The following is a 15,533-nucleotide window of genomic DNA, read 5'->3' as shown; positions in this document are numbered from 1 at the left end:
TGCATTATCAGGACGAACACACCTATGAAAATAACAAAGAGTCTGTTCCACGTCGGTGTTCTGGGGCTTTCGCTGCTGGCGACCGGCGTCATGGCGGCGGTCCCTGCGGCCGAAGCGGACAAACTGGGCAAGAGCCTGACCCCGATGGGCGCCGAGATGTCGGGCAACGCTGACGGATCGATCCCTGCCTGGAAGCCGTTGGCGAAAAACGCCGGCACCGCCGACAGCAAAGGTTTCCTGTCCGACCCATACGCCAGTGAAAAACCGCTGTTCACCATCACGGCGCAGAACGTCGACCAGTACAAGGACAAGCTCGCACCGGGCCAGTACGCGATGTTCAAGCGCTACCCGGAAACCTTCAAAATGCCGGTTTACCCGTCCCATCGCGGCGCGACCGTGCCGGATGCCGTGTTTGCCTCCATCAAGAAAAACGCCACCGCCACTAACCTGGTGTCCGGCGGCAACGGATTGGAGAACTTCGAAACCGCAGTTCCATTCCCGATTCCGAAGACCGGCGTCGAAGTCATCTGGAACCACATCACCCGCTATCGCGGTGGCAGCGTGACCCGTCTGGTGACCCAGGCCACGCCACAGCCGAACGGCTCGTACAGCCTGGTGTATTTCCAGGATCAGTTCGTGTTCCGCGACAAGATGAAGGACTACGATCCGGCGAATCCGGGCAATATCCTGTTCTACTTCAAGCAGAAAGTGACCGCGCCGGCACGTCTGGCCGGTGGTGTGCTGCTGGTACACGAAACCCTCGACCAGGTGAAGGAGCCGCGTTCGGCGTGGGTCTACAACGCCGGTCAACGCCGCGTGCGTCGTGCGCCACAAGTGTCCTATGACGGGCCGGGTACCGCGGCGGATGGCCTGCGTACGTCCGACAACCTGGACATGTACAACGGTGCGCCGGATCGTTACGACTGGAAACTCGAAGGCAAGAAAGAGATGTACATTGCCTCCGACAGCTACAAACTCGACTCGCCGCAACTCAAGTACGACGACATCATCAAGGCCGGTCACATCAACCAGGACCTGGCTCGTTACGAGCTGCGCCGGGTCTGGCATGTGGTGGCTACCTTGAAGGAAGGTCAGCGTCACATCTACGCCAAGCGTGACTTCTACATCGACGAAGACACCTGGCAAGCGGCCGTGATCGACCACTACGACGGTCGTAATCAACTGTGGCGTGTGGCTGAGGCTCACTCTCAGAACTACTACAACGTTCAAGTGCCGTGGTACACCCTGGAAACCTTGTACGACCTGCAATCGGGCCGCTACCTGGCACTGGGCATGAAGAACGAAGAAAAATCGGCGTATGACTTCGGCTTCACCGCCACCACCAGCGACTTCACCCCGGCCGCTCTGCGCCAGGATGGTGTTCGCTAAGCTGCACTGAACAGAGGCCGCATCCTCGAGAAACGCCCCGACTGGTTCGGGGCGTTTTTTTTGTATGGCCATAACAATCCGTTGTAGCAGCTGTCGAGCTTGCGAGGCTGCGTTCGGCTGCGCAGCAGTCGCAGAACCTACCCCGCCATTCAGCCTGACACTATGCGGCGCATGGTATAGCGACTGCTGCGCAGCCGAACGCAGCCTCGCAAGCTCGACAGCTGCTACAAGGTGAGTTCAGATCAGGCGGATACTTCTGCGTGTATTCTTTTTGTAGCCATTTGTAGCAATAACCTTCATTCCCTCTTCGTTTACCGCTAGGCTGCGGACATCTGCAACGCCGCCAACCGCCATTCAAACAAGAGCCGGCCATGACTGATCTGTCCCCACACCCGGGCCCTGCAAGCGTTGCCGTCGCGGCACTGGACGGGCGTTTTTTTCGGCCTCCGTTGCCTGACGGCCATGTGCTGCGGCCTCGTCTGTGCGAGCGCCTGAGTGCGGGTCTCGGTGGCAGGTTGTTGCTGGTCAGCGCACCGGCGGGGTTTGGCAAGAGTTCGTTGGCGGTGGAGTTCTGTCAGGGCTTGCCGGCTCACTGGCAAAGTCTGTGGCTGGGGTTGAGTCCGCGAGACAGCGATCCCGGACGTTTTCTTGAGCGGTTGCTCGAAGGCCTCCAGGACTTTTTTCCGCAACTGGGCAGCCAGTCCCTGGGACTGTTGAAAATGCGGCAGCGGCACCAGCCGTTTGCCTTTGAAGAATGGCTGGACGGTTTGCTCGATGAGTTGGCCGTGCACTTGTCTGCGAGTGCGCCTCTGCTGTTGGTACTTGATGACTACCATCTGGCGCAGGGCCCGGTTCTCGATCGCTGCCTGCAATTTTTCCTCAATCACCTGCCTGACGGCTTGCTGGTCATGGTCACCAGTCGGCAGCGGCCGGACTGGCATCTGGCGCGCCTGCGGCTGTCGCGGCAACTGCTCGAGTTGAATGAACAGGACTTGCGCCTGACTCACGACGAAGCCCTGACCCTGCTTGATCGGCACAGCAGCTCCTTGCGCGGTGAAGCGCTGGAGAACCTCATCCAGCGCAGCGAAGGTTGGGTCGCCGGACTGCGTTTCTGGCTGCTGGCGGCGTCTGAAGCGGGCTCCCAGGGTGCCTTGCCGCAGACGCTGCATGGTGGGGAAGGACTGATCCGCGATTACCTGCTGGAAGAAGTCATCGATTGTCTGCCCGCCGAGGTGCAGTCATTCCTTTACGACACCGCGCCTCAGGAACGTTTTTGCAGCGAACTGTGCGACGCCGTTCGCGAAGCCCATGACAGTGCCGAGATCCTGCGTTTTCTGCTGGCCCATCAGGTGTTCCTGGTGCCACTGGATGAAAACGGTCACTGGTATCGCTACCACCATTTGTTTTCCGACCTGTTGCGCACCCGGCCTACGGCTCAGGCGATGGTGCCGGCTGCCAGTCTGCATCTGCGCGCCTGTCGCTGGTTCAATGCTCAGGGGCTGCTCGATGAGGCCGTGGAGCAGGCATTGCGTGCCGGGCACCTGGACGTCGCGGCGAACCTGGTGCAGAACCTGTCCGAAGAACAACTGCTGGCCGAACAGAACGTCGGCATGTTGCTGCGCTGGAAAATGGATTTGCCCGACAGCCTGCTGATCAGCACACCACGGTTGATCGTGCTGTACAGCTGGGCGTTGGGGCTGGCTTGTCAGCTGGACGCCGCCGAGGAGCTGGCCAGTCATTTGAGCCGCTTCCTGCCGGCTCCGTCGGCCACCGCGCAGAAATCCATGCTGGCGCAATGGCTGGCCCTGAGCGGGATCATCGCCCGCGGGCGCGGCAATCGTGAGCTGACGCTGCTCTACTGCACCGAAGCGCAGGAGAGCCTGCCCGCCAAACGCTACGGGCAACGCCTGATGTGCCTCTCGACCCTGTCTAACCTGGCCATTGCCGACGGCGACTTGTGGCGTGCACGCGGATTGAACCGTGAATCTCTGGAGTTGGCGCAACGGGTCGGCAACCCGCTGTTCGAAGCGCTGGCCCATTACGACCGCGCTCGTGTGCTGCAAGCGCGAGGTGAAATCCTTCGTTCGCTGGATGAAGTGCGTCAGGGGCTGCAACGCCTGCAACGGTTATCCCCGCAACGGCTCTATGCCGTACGCGCCCGACTGACGTTGTACGAAGGCTTTTTGCTAGCCCTGCGCTTGCAGCCCCAAGCCGCGCGGGCACGCTTGCAAGCCGGTTTGAGTGAAGCACGCGCCTGTCGTGATATCAGCGTATTGATCGGCTACTGCGTGATCGCCAGGCTTGAGGGCAGCAGCGGCGAATTCGCTAAAGCCTTCGCCGAACTCGCCGAAGCCGAGCGCCTGATGCACATCTGGGACGTGCCACCGATCTACTACCTGGCGATGATCACCCTGGTCAAATGCGAACTCTGGCTGGCTCAGGGGCGTACCGATCTGGCCGAAGCCTGGCTCGCTCGCTTGGGGCAAACCTATAACGGTGAACACGCGGCAGCCCCTCCGGAGTTCCATCCGCAACTGCCGCTGCATATCGAGTTGCAGCAGGCCTTGCTGGAGGTCATTCAGGGGCAGCCGATGCTGGCCGAAGGACGATTGAATTCGTTGCTTGAGCATGGGCAGCAAACGGGCAGGCAGCTGCTCAGCGTGATGGCACTGACTCAAAAAGTGATGTTGTTGCTGGGGTGCGGACGCGAACCCGAGGCCCGCAAGGCCCTGAGTCAGGCACTGGAAGCTGCAGCCGGGGGAGCGCTGCAACCGTTTGACGGGTTGTTGGCTGAACATCCGGACTGGCTACGTAACCAACTTCAACTCGGTGCGCCGACCCCCGTTTCATTGAGTCTTTCAGAAAAACTTCCGGCAGTGACAGCCCGTCCCGCAGCGGAGTCATCCGCCGCCGCGGAACAACTCAGTGCGCGGGAAATGGCCGTCCTGCGACTGATCGCCCAGGGCTGTTCGAATCAGGAAATCAGCGATCAGTTGTTTATTTCGCTGCACACGGTGAAAACCCATGCCAGCCATATCAACAGCAAGCTTGGGGTGGAGCGGCGAACGCAAGCGGTCGCCAGGGCGAAAGAGTTGGGTGTATTGCAGTAATCGCCGTTTGAAGACCTCCGAAACAAGTTGGGCCTTGCGATCAGAGGTTTTCGGTCATTTCTCCTCAGAGACAATCACTCCGGATGTCTGCCCCACGTCAATGGAGTGCTTCAGGATCGACAGTAAGCCTATGGAGCAGTCATCTCCGGTTTTACTGGCAATGGACTGTTGCAAGTTGTCACCCAACACTTCTCTCATTTTTTTTCTGGGCAACGTTGCATTCCACTCCAGCAACTTTTGGATCGCCGGGGCGGGGACGCCGCTGGATTTGTGATAGAGGCTTTCTGCGGTGCCGTCGCTCATGATCGCGAAGCCCGTCGTGGCTTCGATTTGCCCACGGTATAACCTGAGCCGCGACGCCGCTTTATGGTCAGTCAGAAACAGAGTGGTATTGGCGAACTCGCCATTTTCTGGATGAGAAAAGGCCTGAAGTTGTCCGTCCGCATCAACGCTTGCGATGACGCCATCGCCCAAGTGGCCTGCCAGGTAGCGGCCTCGTGAGTAAGCGACGAACGACAAGGTACAGGCCAGGTCGTTGATATCGCCGCCAAGCTTTGCAGATTTGCGTCTGAACGCGTCCAGGCAGCGATTAACCAGTCGCTGGGCTGCCTTCGCGTTGTGTTTGTCCATGTTTTGCCAGAGGCTTTCAAAATTTTTGCAGACAAAGGCCAGCGTAGCCGTGACCGCTACTTGGGCGCCGATGTCGGATCTGGCTCTGGAGCCAGCCCCATCGGCCAATGAAATGCAGGTCACCTCGTTGGACTCTCTGGCCGCGACATAGTCCTGGCAAGGCGTTTGAGTCTTGAGGTGCGAGCGTCCTGCCACAAATGCGCAGGCCGTTTTACAGCTGTGGTCCACCGGGATCTCGGGCATGGTTCAGACCTGTGCCCAGGCTTCAATACCTTTGATGTCCAGCACGAGGCAAACGGGCACGCGTGAGGTCGGGTTTTCGGCGAGGTCTTCCTGACAAAGGAGAGAGTCTTCTTGCATGGGATTATCCTTGTTGGGAATAGGGTAGTTTGCCTGGCAGTCCTGTGGTGCCGTTGCTCGCTTGAGCGCGAAGATCGGAGTGGGCGATAAAGGGCAGACCATTCTTGCCGCGCATGCGGTTGATAATGTCCGGGTCCAGAAAAAGGACGCTTTTATCGACGAGCACGTGTTCCATTGAAGGGGGGCATTGGCTTTCTGCCGTCTTGTTTCAAAATAGGCGCGGCGCGAGGATAACCTATCAATTTTGCGGATCACAACCGCAGTACCCAGCCTTGGCACCAGGATTAAACCCATGCAAACCCCGAATACAGCCCTTATCCGCGAAACCTTCCCCGTCGGCCCTTTGCAGTGCAACTGCACGATTATCGGCGACCCGATTACTAAAAAATCCATCGTGGTCGATCCGGGTGGCAATCACGAACTGATCCTCGCCCGTCTCGATGCCTTGGGGTTGAAGGTGGTGAGCATCATTCACACCCATGCGCACCTCGATCACTTCCTGGCTTCCGGTCAGTTGAAGGAGAAAACCGGCGCAACCCTGCATCTGCATAAAGAAGATCAATTCCTCTGGGACAACCTGGAGATGCAGTGCCAGATGTTCGGTGTGCCTTACACCCCGGTGCCATCGCCGGATCGCTGGTTGGCCGATGATGAAGAACTGGCCTGCGGCTGCGGCGTGGCGTTGCACACGCCGGGTCATACGCCGGGTTCCATGAGCTTTTGGTTTTCAGAGGCTAAGCTGCTGATTGCCGGTGACACGTTGTTTCGTCGCGGGGTAGGGCGCACGGATTTGTGGGGTGGCGATCAGGCGACCATCGTGCGGTCGATCAAGCAGCGGCTGTACACCCTCGACGAAGAGGCGACGGTGGTGACCGGGCATGGTCCCGATACGCGTCTGGGCGATGAAATGCGCGAGAACCCTTTTGTTCGGGCCTGATCGGCGGTTGTGAAAGCCCGACGGAATTTTTGTCGTCCGAAATGATCCAACGCCCGCAAAGGCTGAAGCCTTAAGTCCGTTGCACCACAGAATGCAAAAAAGTAGGAGCTCTTCATGTTCACCAAGCAGCGTTTGATTATTGTCGCTACGGCTGTGGCCTTGCTGTCTGGCTGCGCCTCGCCTAACCCTTACGACAACCAGGGCCAGGCCGATGGTGGTTCTACGGGCATGAGCAAAACCGCTAAGTACGGTGGTCTCGGCGCTCTGGCCGGTGCTCTGGCCGGTGCCGCCATCAGTCACGATAACCGTGGCAAGGGCGCGCTGATTGGCGCTGCGGTGGTGGGTGCTTCCGCTGCCGGTTACGGTTATTACGCCGACCAGCAAGAGAAAAAACTGCGGGCCAGCATGGCCAACACCGGGGTGGAAGTGCAGCGCCAGGGTGATCAGATCAAACTGATCATGCCGGGCAACATCACCTTCGCCACCGATTCGGCGAACATCGCGTCGGGTTTCTATCAGCCGCTGAACAATCTGGCGGGCTCGCTCAAGGAGTTCAGCCAGAATCAGATCGAGATCGTCGGCTACACCGACAGTACCGGCAGCCGCCAGCACAACATGGACCTGTCCCAGCGTCGCGCCCAGAGCGTGGCGACGTACCTGACGTCGCAAGGCGTGAGCGGTACCAACCTGTCGGCTCGCGGCGCCGGGCCGGATAACCCGATTGCCAGCAATGGTGACGTCAATGGTCGGGCGCAGAACCGCCGGGTCGAAGTCAACCTGAAGGCGATTCCGGGTCAGCAGTATGGCAACCAGCAGCAAGGCCAGGTTCAGCAGTAACCATAAGGGGCTGATCTCTCCCTGATAGGAAAAATGCCCGATCCTTGAATGATCGGGCATTTTTTTTGTGTCGCCTGTTCCGGCCTCTTCGCGGGCTTGCCCGCGAAGGGGCCGGATCAGGCACTAGAGAATAGAATCAGCAACAAAAAAGCCCCCGGACAATCACTCGTCCGAGGGCTTTTTGTGTCGCGCGAAACCTGATTACTTCTTCAGGCCGTAATGCTCATCGAGCATGCCCGGCGCATTCGGGGCTTTGGGGGCGTAGTCGCGAGGCGGCTCCTGATTGCGCGGCGGCGTCAGGCGTTCCCGTGGGGCGGCTGCCGCATCGGCGTGCAGCGAGGCCAGCAAGCGTTGACGAGTCTGCTCGTCCAGGGCCAGGCGGTTGGCACCCTCGGCGAGATGATCCTGCACTTCCTGATAGCTCTGAGTCAGTTTCTTGACCAGGGTTGCAGTGCTGTTGAAGTGGGTGACCACCTCGTTCTGATAACTGTCGAAACGTTCCTGAACGTCATCCAGCTGACGTTGCGTGCTGCTAGGAGCGGCATTCGGCACCAGGCGAGCGATCAGGAATCCAATGGCGACACCCACAACCAGGGCAAGAGTCGGCAACAACCAAACTAAGAGCGAGTGTTCCACGAGTCCTTCCTCTATAAACGGCTTTGCTTTACGTTAACGGCTCGAACCTGCGCTGTATACCGCGATTCACTCGCAATAGATTGGCACAGACAATTTGCTAGACGAGTCGACCCGATTCGAGGTCACGGAGTTCCTTCCTTGCTTATGCGCGAAACCCCTGTAGTGATTGATGGCCCGGTCGGCCAACTGGAAGCTCTTTATTTGGATAACGAGCAGCCCCGTGGCCTGGCGCTGATCTGCCACCCCAACCCGGTGCAGGGTGGCACCATGCTCAACAAAGTCGTCTCGACCTTGCAGCGCACTGCGCGTGACGCCGGTTTGATTACTTTGCGTTTCAACTATCGCGGCGTGGGTGCCAGCGAAGGCACCCACGATATGGGCACGGGCGAAGTCGACGATGCTCAAGCGGTGGCCGAATGGCTGCGGGCCAAACATCCAGATTTGCCGCTGACCCTGTTCGGTTTCTCCTTCGGAGGTTTTGTTGCCGCAAGTCTCGGCGGACGCCTGGAAGCCAAGGGCGAGCAACTCAAGCATTTGTTCATGGTCGCGCCTGCGGTCATGCGTCTGGGCGATCAGGATCAACTGCCGCAGCAAGGCGAGCTGACCCTGATCCAGCCGGAAACCGACGAAGTGATCGATCCGCAAGCTGTCTACGACTGGTCCGACAAACTCGAGCGCCCCCATGAGCTGCTGAAAGTGGCAGAATGCGGACACTTTTTTCATGGCAAGCTGACCGATCTCAAGGATCTGATCCTGCCGCGTCTTTCGAATTGATTGCAGTCTGACAAGCGATTACCCATGACGACTCGTACCCGTATCCTCACCGGCATCACCACCACTGGCACGCCGCACCTGGGCAACTACGCTGGGGCCATCCGCCCGGCGATCATCGCCAGCCGTGACAGCAATGCCGATTCGTTCTACTTCCTGGCCGACTACCACGCCCTGATCAAATGCGATGACCCGCTGCGCATCCAGCGCTCGCGTCTGGAAATCGCCGCGACCTGGCTGGCCGGTGGCCTGGACGTGGACCGCGTGACCTTCTATCGCCAGTCCGACATCCCGGAAATCCCCGAGCTGACCTGGCTGCTGACCTGCGTCGCCGCCAAGGGCCTGCTCAACCGCGCCCACGCCTACAAGGCCTCGGTGGACAAGAACGTCGAAACCGGCGAAGACCCGGACGCCGGCATCACCATGGGCTTGTACAGCTATCCGGTGCTGATGGCAGCGGACATTCTGATGTTCAACGCCCACAAGGTGCCGGTCGGTCGTGACCAGATCCAGCACGTGGAAATGGCCCGTGACATCGGTCAGCGCTTCAATCACCTGTTCGGTCAGGGCAAAGAATTCTTCACCATGCCTGAAGCGCTGATCGAAGAAAGCGTCGCCACGTTGCCAGGCCTCGACGGTCGCAAGATGTCGAAGAGCTACGACAACACCATTCCGTTGTTCAGCAGCGCCAAGGAAATGAAGGACGCGATTTCGCGGATCGTTACTGACTCCCGTGCTCCAGGCGAGGCGAAAGATCCGGACAACTCGCATCTGTTTACCTTGTTCCAGGCCTTCGCCACCCCGGCGCAGTCCGACGAATTCCGCAGCGAACTGTTGCAGGGGCTGGGTTGGGGCGAGGCGAAGAATCGCCTGTTCCAGCTGTTGGACAACGAATTGGGCGAGTCCCGCGATCGCTATTACAAGCTGATCGAGCGCCCGGCAGACCTGGAAGACATCCTGCAGATCGGCGCCAAAAAGGCCCGCTCGGTGGCGACACCGTTCCTTCACGAACTGCGTGAGGCGGTTGGTCTGCGCTCTTTCGTCGCTCAGACCCAAGTCGCTGCCACCATCAAGAAGAAAGCCGCGAAAGCCGCGCGTTTCGTCAGCTTCCGTGAAGACGACGGCAGTTTCCGCTTCCGTCTGCTGTCGGCCGACGGCGAGCAGCTGCTGCTGTCGCGCAACTTCGCCGACGGTAAAACCGCAGGCCAGGTGACCAAGCAGCTGCAATCCGGCCAGCCTCTGGATGTGCGCAATGAAGACTTGAGCTTCAGCGTCTGGCTCGAAGGCGAGTGCGTTGCCGACAGCCCGGCCTTCGCCGACGGTGCGGCTCGCGACGTCGCCATCGACATCCTGCGGGTTGCGCTGACGCCGGTTCAGGAATAAATCAGCGGCTCGGCCCGACCAAGGGCCGATTGCCATTCCCACGGGCCGTCGCTACAGTGACGGCCCGTTTTTGTTGCCTTGCTAACGAATTATGACGCCCCTAGAACGATATCAAGCTGATCTGAAACGCCCGGAATTCTTCCATGACGCCGCGCAGGAAACTGCGGTGCGCCACTTGCAACGCCTGTACGACGATCTGGTCGCGGCCTCGCACAGCAAACCGGGTCTGTTCGGCAAACTGTTTGGCAAGAAAGACGCGGCACCGGTCAAGGGTCTGTACTTCTGGGGTGGTGTCGGTCGCGGCAAGACTTATCTGGTCGACACCTTCTTCGAAGCGCTGCCGTTCAAGGAAAAAGTCCGCACTCACTTCCACCGCTTCATGAAGCGCGTGCACGAAGAGATGAAGACCCTCGGCGGCGAGAAGAATCCGCTGACCATCATCGCCAAGCGCTTTTCTGACGAAGCCCGGGTGATTTGTTTCGATGAGTTCTTCGTGTCCGACATTACCGACGCGATGATCCTCGGCACGCTGATGGAAGAGCTGTTCAAGAACGGCGTGACCCTGGTCGCGACCTCGAACATCGTGCCGGACGGTCTGTACAAGGACGGCTTGCAACGTGCGCGCTTCCTGCCGGCCATTGCGCTGATCAAGCAGAACACCGAGATCGTCAACGTCGACAGCGGCGTCGATTACCGTCTGCGTCACCTTGAGCAAGCGGAGCTGTTCCACTTTCCGCTGGATGATGCGTCCCACGAAAGCCTGCGCAAGAGCTTCCGCGCCCTGACGCCGGAATGCACGGCAGCCATCGAGAACGACGTGTTGATGATCGAGAACCGCGAAATCCGTGCCGTGCGCACGTGCGATGACGTGGCCTGGTTCGACTTCCGCGAACTCTGCGACGGCCCGCGCAGCCAGAACGATTACATCGAACTGGGCAAGATCTTCCACGCCGTGTTGCTCAGCGGTGTCGAGCAGATGAGCGTCACCACCGACGACATCGCCCGACGCTTTATCAACATGGTCGACGAGTTCTACGACCGCAACGTGAAGCTGATCATTTCCGCTGAAGTCGAGCTCAAAGACCTTTACACCGGCGGTCGTCTGAACTTCGAGTTCCAGCGCACCCTCAGCCGTCTGCTGGAAATGCAGTCTCACGAATTCCTGTCCCGGGCGCACAAGCCGTAGGGTTTTTTGGAAAATAAAAAGGGCCTGCAATGCAGGCCCTTTTTTGTGCGCTATAGAAACTATCTGGCTCATCAAGATCTCTGTGGGAGCGAGCCTGCTCGCGATTGCGGTCTGTCAGTCACCTCTTTTTTGGATGTGCCGCCGCCATCGCGAGCAGGCTCGCTCCCACATTTGGATTGTGTGGGGCGTTAAAACCTAAGCAGCCTGTTGGAACTGCTGCCGATATTGGTTCGGCGACAGCTCGGTGTGCTGACGGAACAGCCGAGCGAAGAAACTCGCATCGTCGTAACCGACTTCATAGCTGATGGTCTTGATGCTCTTGCGGCTGCCGGACAGCAAGCCTTTGGCCGTCTCGATACGCAGGCGTTGCAGGTAATGCAGCGGTTTGTCGCCGGTGGCGGTCTGGAAGCGCCGCATGAAGTTGCGGATGCTCATGCCGTGTTCGCGAGCCACGTCTTCGAAGCGGAATTTATCGGCGAAATGCTCTTCGAGCCAATGCTGGATCTGCAGGATGATCACATCCTGATGCAGCTTCTGGCCGCCGAAACCGATTCGTCCTGGCGAGTAGCTGCGCTGCACTTCATAAAGAATGTCCCGCGCCACGGCCTGGGACACGTTGGCGCCGCAGAAGCGTTCGATCAGGTAAATGTAAAGGTCGCAGGCCGAGGTGGTTCCGCCGGCGCAATACAGGTTGTCGGCGTCGGTCAGGTGTTTGTCCTGATTGAGCTGAACCCGTGGGAAGCGTTCGGCAAACGCATTGAAGAAGCGCCAGTAAGTGGTCGCTTCCTTGCCGTCGAGCAGCCCGGCCTCGGCCAGCCAGAACACCCCGGTGGCTTCGCCGCAGAGCACTGCGCCGCGAGCATGTTGCTGACGCAGCCAGGGCAGGACCTGTGGATAACGTTGGCAAAGGGTGTCGAAATCGTCCCAGAAGGCTGGAAGGACAATGATGTCGGCGTTTTCCAGGCCGCCGTCCACCGGCATGACCACGTCACTGAAGCTGTTCACCGGTTTGCCGTCGGGGCTGACCAGGCGGGTTTCGAACGCCGGCGTCAGGCCTTGGCCCAGTTGTTTGCCGTAACGCAGGCTGGCCAGGTGGAAGAAATCCTTGGCTTGCATGAGGGTGGAAGCGAAAACCCGGTCGATAGCCAGGATGCTGACGCGCCGCAAGGGCGTGGAGACTTGGTTAGACATAATTCAACTTTATTCTTATAGGGGAAAGTGGTCACCAGACGGCTGGATCGTCTTATTTTTTGTCTGATGTGTCCAGTGTCCTGTATCGGATGCGGGGCTTAGTCTCTGAAGGTCAATTCCGGCTAACAATAACGACAGGTGCCGCATGATCCCCAGAACCTTGTTCAGTTCCGAGCACGAACTTTTTCGCGACAGCGTGCGAACGTTCCTCGAAAAAGAGGCCGTGCCGTTCCATGGGCAATGGGAAAAACAAGGCTATATCGACCGCAAACTCTGGAACAAGGCAGGGGAGGCGGGGATGCTCTGTTCGCATCTTCCGGAAGAATATGGCGGGTTGGGGGCGGACTTTCTCTACAGCGCAGTGGTGATCGAAGAGGTCGGTCGTCTCGGCCTGACCGGTATCGGTTTTTCCCTGCATTCGGACATCGTCGCCCCTTACATCCTGCATTACGGCAGTGAAGCGTTGAAACACAAATACCTGCCAAAACTGGTGTCTGGCGAGATGGTCACGGCGATTGCCATGACCGAGCCGGGTGCCGGTTCCGACCTGCAAGGGGTGAAAACCACCGCTGTACTCGATGGCGACGAGTATGTGATCAACGGCTCGAAGACGTTCATCACCAATGGCTATCTGGCGGACCTGGTGATTGTCGTGGCCAAGACCGATCCGAAAGCCGGCGCGAAAGGCACCAGTCTGTTTCTGGTGGAAGCCAACACCCCAGGCTTCGCCAAGGGCAAGCGCCTGGAAAAAGTCGGCATGAAGGCTCAGGACACCTCGGAACTGTTCTTTCAGGACGTGCGTGTACCAAAAGAAAACCTGCTGGGGCAGGCCGGGATGGGCTTCGCTTACCTGATGCAGGAATTGCCGCAGGAGCGTCTTACCGTTGCCGTCGGCGGGCTGGCTTCGGCTGAAGCTGCGCTGCAATGGACGCTGGAGTACACCCGCGAGCGCAAGGCATTCGGCAAGGCAATTGCCGACTTCCAGAACACCCGCTTCAAACTGGCGGAGATGGCGACCGAGATTCAGATCGGTCGGGTCTTCGTCGATCGCTGTCTGGAACTGCACCTGCAAGGCAAGCTCGACGTGCCGACAGCGGCGATGGCCAAGTATTGGGGCACCGACTTGCAATGCAAGGTACTCGACGAGTGCGTGCAGTTGCATGGCGGTTACGGTTTCATGTGGGAATACCCGATTGCCCGGGCGTGGGCGGATGCGCGGGTGCAGCGGATCTATGCCGGGACCAATGAAATCATGAAGGAGATTATTGCGCGGTCGCTGTAATGCAGCGTGATCGTTAGACCGCCTTCGCGAGCAGGCTCACTCCCACAGGTTAAGTGATCTCCTGTGGGAGTGAGCCTGCTCGCGAATGGATCTAGAAATCAATCAAGGTGCAGGATTCGGGTGATCGTTGTGGATCGCCTCAATACCCGCCAGCACTTCATCGGATAGTTTCAACTCGAAGCTGGCAATGTTGCTGTCCAATTGCTCCATCGTCGTCGCGCCAATGATGTTGCTGGTCACAAACGGCTGCTGAGTGACAAACGCCAATGCCATCTGTGCCGGGTCCAGGCCGTGTTCACGCGCCAGCGCCACATAACGACTGCACGCTGCTTCCGACTGCGGGTTGAAATAGCGGCTGAAGCGGCTGTAGAGGCTCAGGCGGCCTTTAAGCGGACGCGCGCCACCTTCGTATTTGCCCGACAGCAAACCGAACGCCAGCGGCGAGTAGGCGAGCAGGCCGCACTGTTCGCGGATGGCGATTTCCGCCAGACCGACTTCGAAGCTGCGGTTGAGTAGGTTGTAAGGGTTTTGGATCGACACGGCGCGCGGCCAGCCACGGGATTCGGCCAGGGCGAGGAAGCGCATGGTGCCCCATGGCGTTTCATTGGACAGGCCGATGTGGCGGATCTTGCCGGCCTTGACCTGTTCGTCCAGCGCTTCGAGGGTGTCTTCCAGCGGCGTGAGGTTGGCTTCGATCTTGTGTTTATAGCCGAGCTGGCCGAAGAAATTGGTGCTGCGCTCTGGCCAATGCAGTTGGTAGAGGTCGATGTAGTCGGTCTGCAAGCGCTTGAGGCTGGCGTCCACGGCTTCGGTGATGTGCTGGCGGTTGTGTCGCAGGTTTTTGTCGCGAATGTAGTCAATGGTGTTGCCAGGACCGGCAATCTTGCTCGCCAGGATCCAGTCGGCACGATCGCCGCGGCTTTTGAAGTAATTGCCGATGTAGCGTTCGGTGGTGGCGTAGGTTTCGGCCTTGGGCGGCACCGGGTACATCTCGGCGGTATCGATGAAATTGATCCCGGCGCTTTTGGCCCGTTCAATCTGGGCGAAGGCTTCAGCCTCGCTGTTTTGCTCGCCCCAGGTCATGGTTCCGAGGCAGATGGCGCTCACGTTCAGATTGGTTCGGCCTAGCTGTCGATAGTCCATCGGGTGCTCCTTGGGCAAAACAATCATAAAAGCAGGTTGAATTATTTTTCGCAATCTGCATAATTGCGCACCTCTTTCTGCAGTGGAAGTGATGCGCCGCCGCCGAAGAATCTTGCCGTTGAACGGACGCGCCGACCCGAGCCCCCGAAAGCGTCTGTATCCGGCTGCCTTTGACTTGTCAAAGTACGCACTATTCAGTAAGATCCGCCGTCTAATTTACAGGGCGGCCCCTGAGGCTATAAAGAATGAAAACTTTTACTGCTAAACCGGAAACAGTACAGCGCGACTGGTTTGTCGTCGACGCTGCAGGTCAGACCCTGGGTCGTCTGGCCACCGAAATCGCGAGCCGTCTGCGTGGCAAGCATAAAGCTGAGTACACTCCTCACGTTGACACCGGCGATTACATCGTCGTTATCAATGCCGAGCAGATTCGTGTAACCGGTGCTAAAACCACCGACAAAATCTACTACTCCCACTCCGGTTTCCCGGGCGGCATCAAGTCGATCAACTTCGAAAAGCTGATCGCTAAAGCCCCTGAGCGCGTGATCGAGACCGCGGTCAAAGGCATGCTGCCTAAGAACCCGCTGGGTCGCGACATGTATCGTAAGCTGAAAGTCTATGCGGGCGCTGTACACCCTCATACTGCTCAGCAGCCCCAAGAACTGAAGTTTTAACGGA

General features: G+C 58.8%; 14 protein-coding genes. 9 read left to right on the top strand and 5 right to left on the bottom strand.

Translation table 11 applies throughout. The features are described 5' to 3' along the window. The first annotated feature begins 24 nt into the window (after nt 1–24). Both ACYZTW_RS28120 and ACYZTW_RS28115 read left to right on the top strand, forming a co-directional pair. Nucleotides 25–1,389 (top strand): DUF1329 domain-containing protein, encoded by a 1,365-nt coding sequence (locus ACYZTW_RS28120; protein ID WP_462002665.1) that lies wholly within the window; start codon nt 25–27, stop codon nt 1,387–1,389. Between the two features lie 371 nt (nt 1,390–1,760). Further along, nucleotides 1,761–4,499, top strand: a complete 2,739-nt coding sequence (locus ACYZTW_RS28115) for a LuxR C-terminal-related transcriptional regulator (protein WP_462002664.1) — start codon at nt 1,761–1,763, stop codon at nt 4,497–4,499. Between the two features lie 54 nt (nt 4,500–4,553). Here ACYZTW_RS28115 and ACYZTW_RS28110 read toward each other — a convergent pair whose 3' ends face one another. Both ACYZTW_RS28110 and ACYZTW_RS28105 read right to left on the bottom strand, forming a co-directional pair. Beyond that, nucleotides 4,554–5,372 (bottom strand): PP2C family serine/threonine-protein phosphatase, encoded by an 819-nt coding sequence (locus tag ACYZTW_RS28110; RefSeq protein ID WP_462002663.1) that lies wholly within the window; start codon nt 5,370–5,372, stop codon nt 4,554–4,556. A gap of 3 nt (nt 5,373–5,375) precedes the next feature. Then, complete coding sequence (locus tag ACYZTW_RS28105; protein ID WP_462002662.1) at nt 5,376–5,783, bottom strand: hypothetical protein; 408 nt, start codon at nt 5,781–5,783, stop codon at nt 5,376–5,378. On the opposite strand from ACYZTW_RS28105, the gene ACYZTW_RS28100 reads away from it, so the two are divergent. Continuing rightward, nucleotides 5,782–6,426, top strand: a complete 645-nt coding sequence (locus tag ACYZTW_RS28100) for an MBL fold metallo-hydrolase (protein WP_462002661.1) — start codon at nt 5,782–5,784, stop codon at nt 6,424–6,426. The genes ACYZTW_RS28105 and ACYZTW_RS28100 overlap by 2 nt on opposite strands. Nucleotides 6,427–6,540: 114 nt before the next feature. Further along, a complete protein-coding gene (locus ACYZTW_RS28095; protein WP_462002660.1) occupies nt 6,541–7,263 on the top strand; it encodes an OmpA family protein in 723 nt (240 codons plus the stop codon). A gap of 201 nt (nt 7,264–7,464) precedes the next feature. Here ACYZTW_RS28095 and ACYZTW_RS28090 read toward each other — a convergent pair whose 3' ends face one another. Next, the gene (locus tag ACYZTW_RS28090; RefSeq protein WP_123365671.1) at nt 7,465–7,899 is read right to left on the bottom strand and encodes a Z-ring associated ZapG family protein; all 435 of its coding nucleotides are present in this window, start codon (nt 7,897–7,899) and stop codon (nt 7,465–7,467) included. Between the two features lie 144 nt (nt 7,900–8,043). On the opposite strand from ACYZTW_RS28090, the gene ACYZTW_RS28085 reads away from it, so the two are divergent. From ACYZTW_RS28085 to zapE, 3 genes are all read left to right on the top strand, one after another. Beyond that, a complete protein-coding gene (locus tag ACYZTW_RS28085; protein WP_462002659.1) occupies nt 8,044–8,673 on the top strand; it encodes an alpha/beta hydrolase in 630 nt (209 codons plus the stop codon). A gap of 24 nt (nt 8,674–8,697) precedes the next feature. Beyond that, a complete protein-coding gene (locus tag ACYZTW_RS28080) occupies nt 8,698–10,053 on the top strand; it encodes a tryptophan--tRNA ligase (protein WP_462002658.1) in 1,356 nt (451 codons plus the stop codon). A gap of 91 nt (nt 10,054–10,144) precedes the next feature. Then, nucleotides 10,145–11,239 (top strand): cell division protein ZapE, encoded by a 1,095-nt coding sequence (zapE, locus tag ACYZTW_RS28075; RefSeq protein ID WP_046048269.1) that lies wholly within the window; start codon nt 10,145–10,147, stop codon nt 11,237–11,239. Between the two features lie 195 nt (nt 11,240–11,434). Here zapE and ACYZTW_RS28070 read toward each other — a convergent pair whose 3' ends face one another. After that, on the bottom strand, nt 11,435–12,331 hold the full coding sequence (locus ACYZTW_RS28070; RefSeq protein WP_177338842.1) for a GlxA family transcriptional regulator: 897 nt from the start codon (nt 12,329–12,331) through the stop codon (nt 11,435–11,437). A gap of 244 nt (nt 12,332–12,575) precedes the next feature. Between ACYZTW_RS28070 and ACYZTW_RS28065 the strand changes: the two genes are divergently transcribed. Beyond that, on the top strand, nt 12,576–13,712 hold the full coding sequence (locus ACYZTW_RS28065; RefSeq protein WP_462002657.1) for an acyl-CoA dehydrogenase family protein: 1,137 nt from the start codon (nt 12,576–12,578) through the stop codon (nt 13,710–13,712). Between the two features lie 102 nt (nt 13,713–13,814). Here the strand turns inward: ACYZTW_RS28065 and ACYZTW_RS28060 are convergent, their stop codons facing one another. Continuing rightward, nucleotides 13,815–14,855: an NADP(H)-dependent aldo-keto reductase gene (locus tag ACYZTW_RS28060; protein WP_462002656.1), complete on the bottom strand. Its 1,041-nt coding sequence runs from the start codon at nt 14,853–14,855 to the stop codon at nt 13,815–13,817. Nucleotides 14,856–15,100: 245 nt separating this feature from the next. Here ACYZTW_RS28060 and rplM point away from each other — a divergent pair, with 245 nt between their 5' ends. Beyond that, nucleotides 15,101–15,529 carry a 50S ribosomal protein L13 gene (gene rplM, locus ACYZTW_RS28055; protein WP_007905295.1) on the top strand — a complete coding sequence of 143 codons (429 nt, stop codon included), beginning with the start codon at nt 15,101–15,103 and terminating at the stop codon, nt 15,527–15,529. The last annotated feature ends 4 nt before the right edge of the window (nt 15,530–15,533 follow it).

The sequence above is a fragment of the Pseudomonas sp. LB3P25 genome (genome assembly GCF_054897985.1).
The sequence above is the reverse complement of the archived record's forward strand: the minus strand, read 5'-3'. Positions and strand labels throughout refer to the sequence as shown.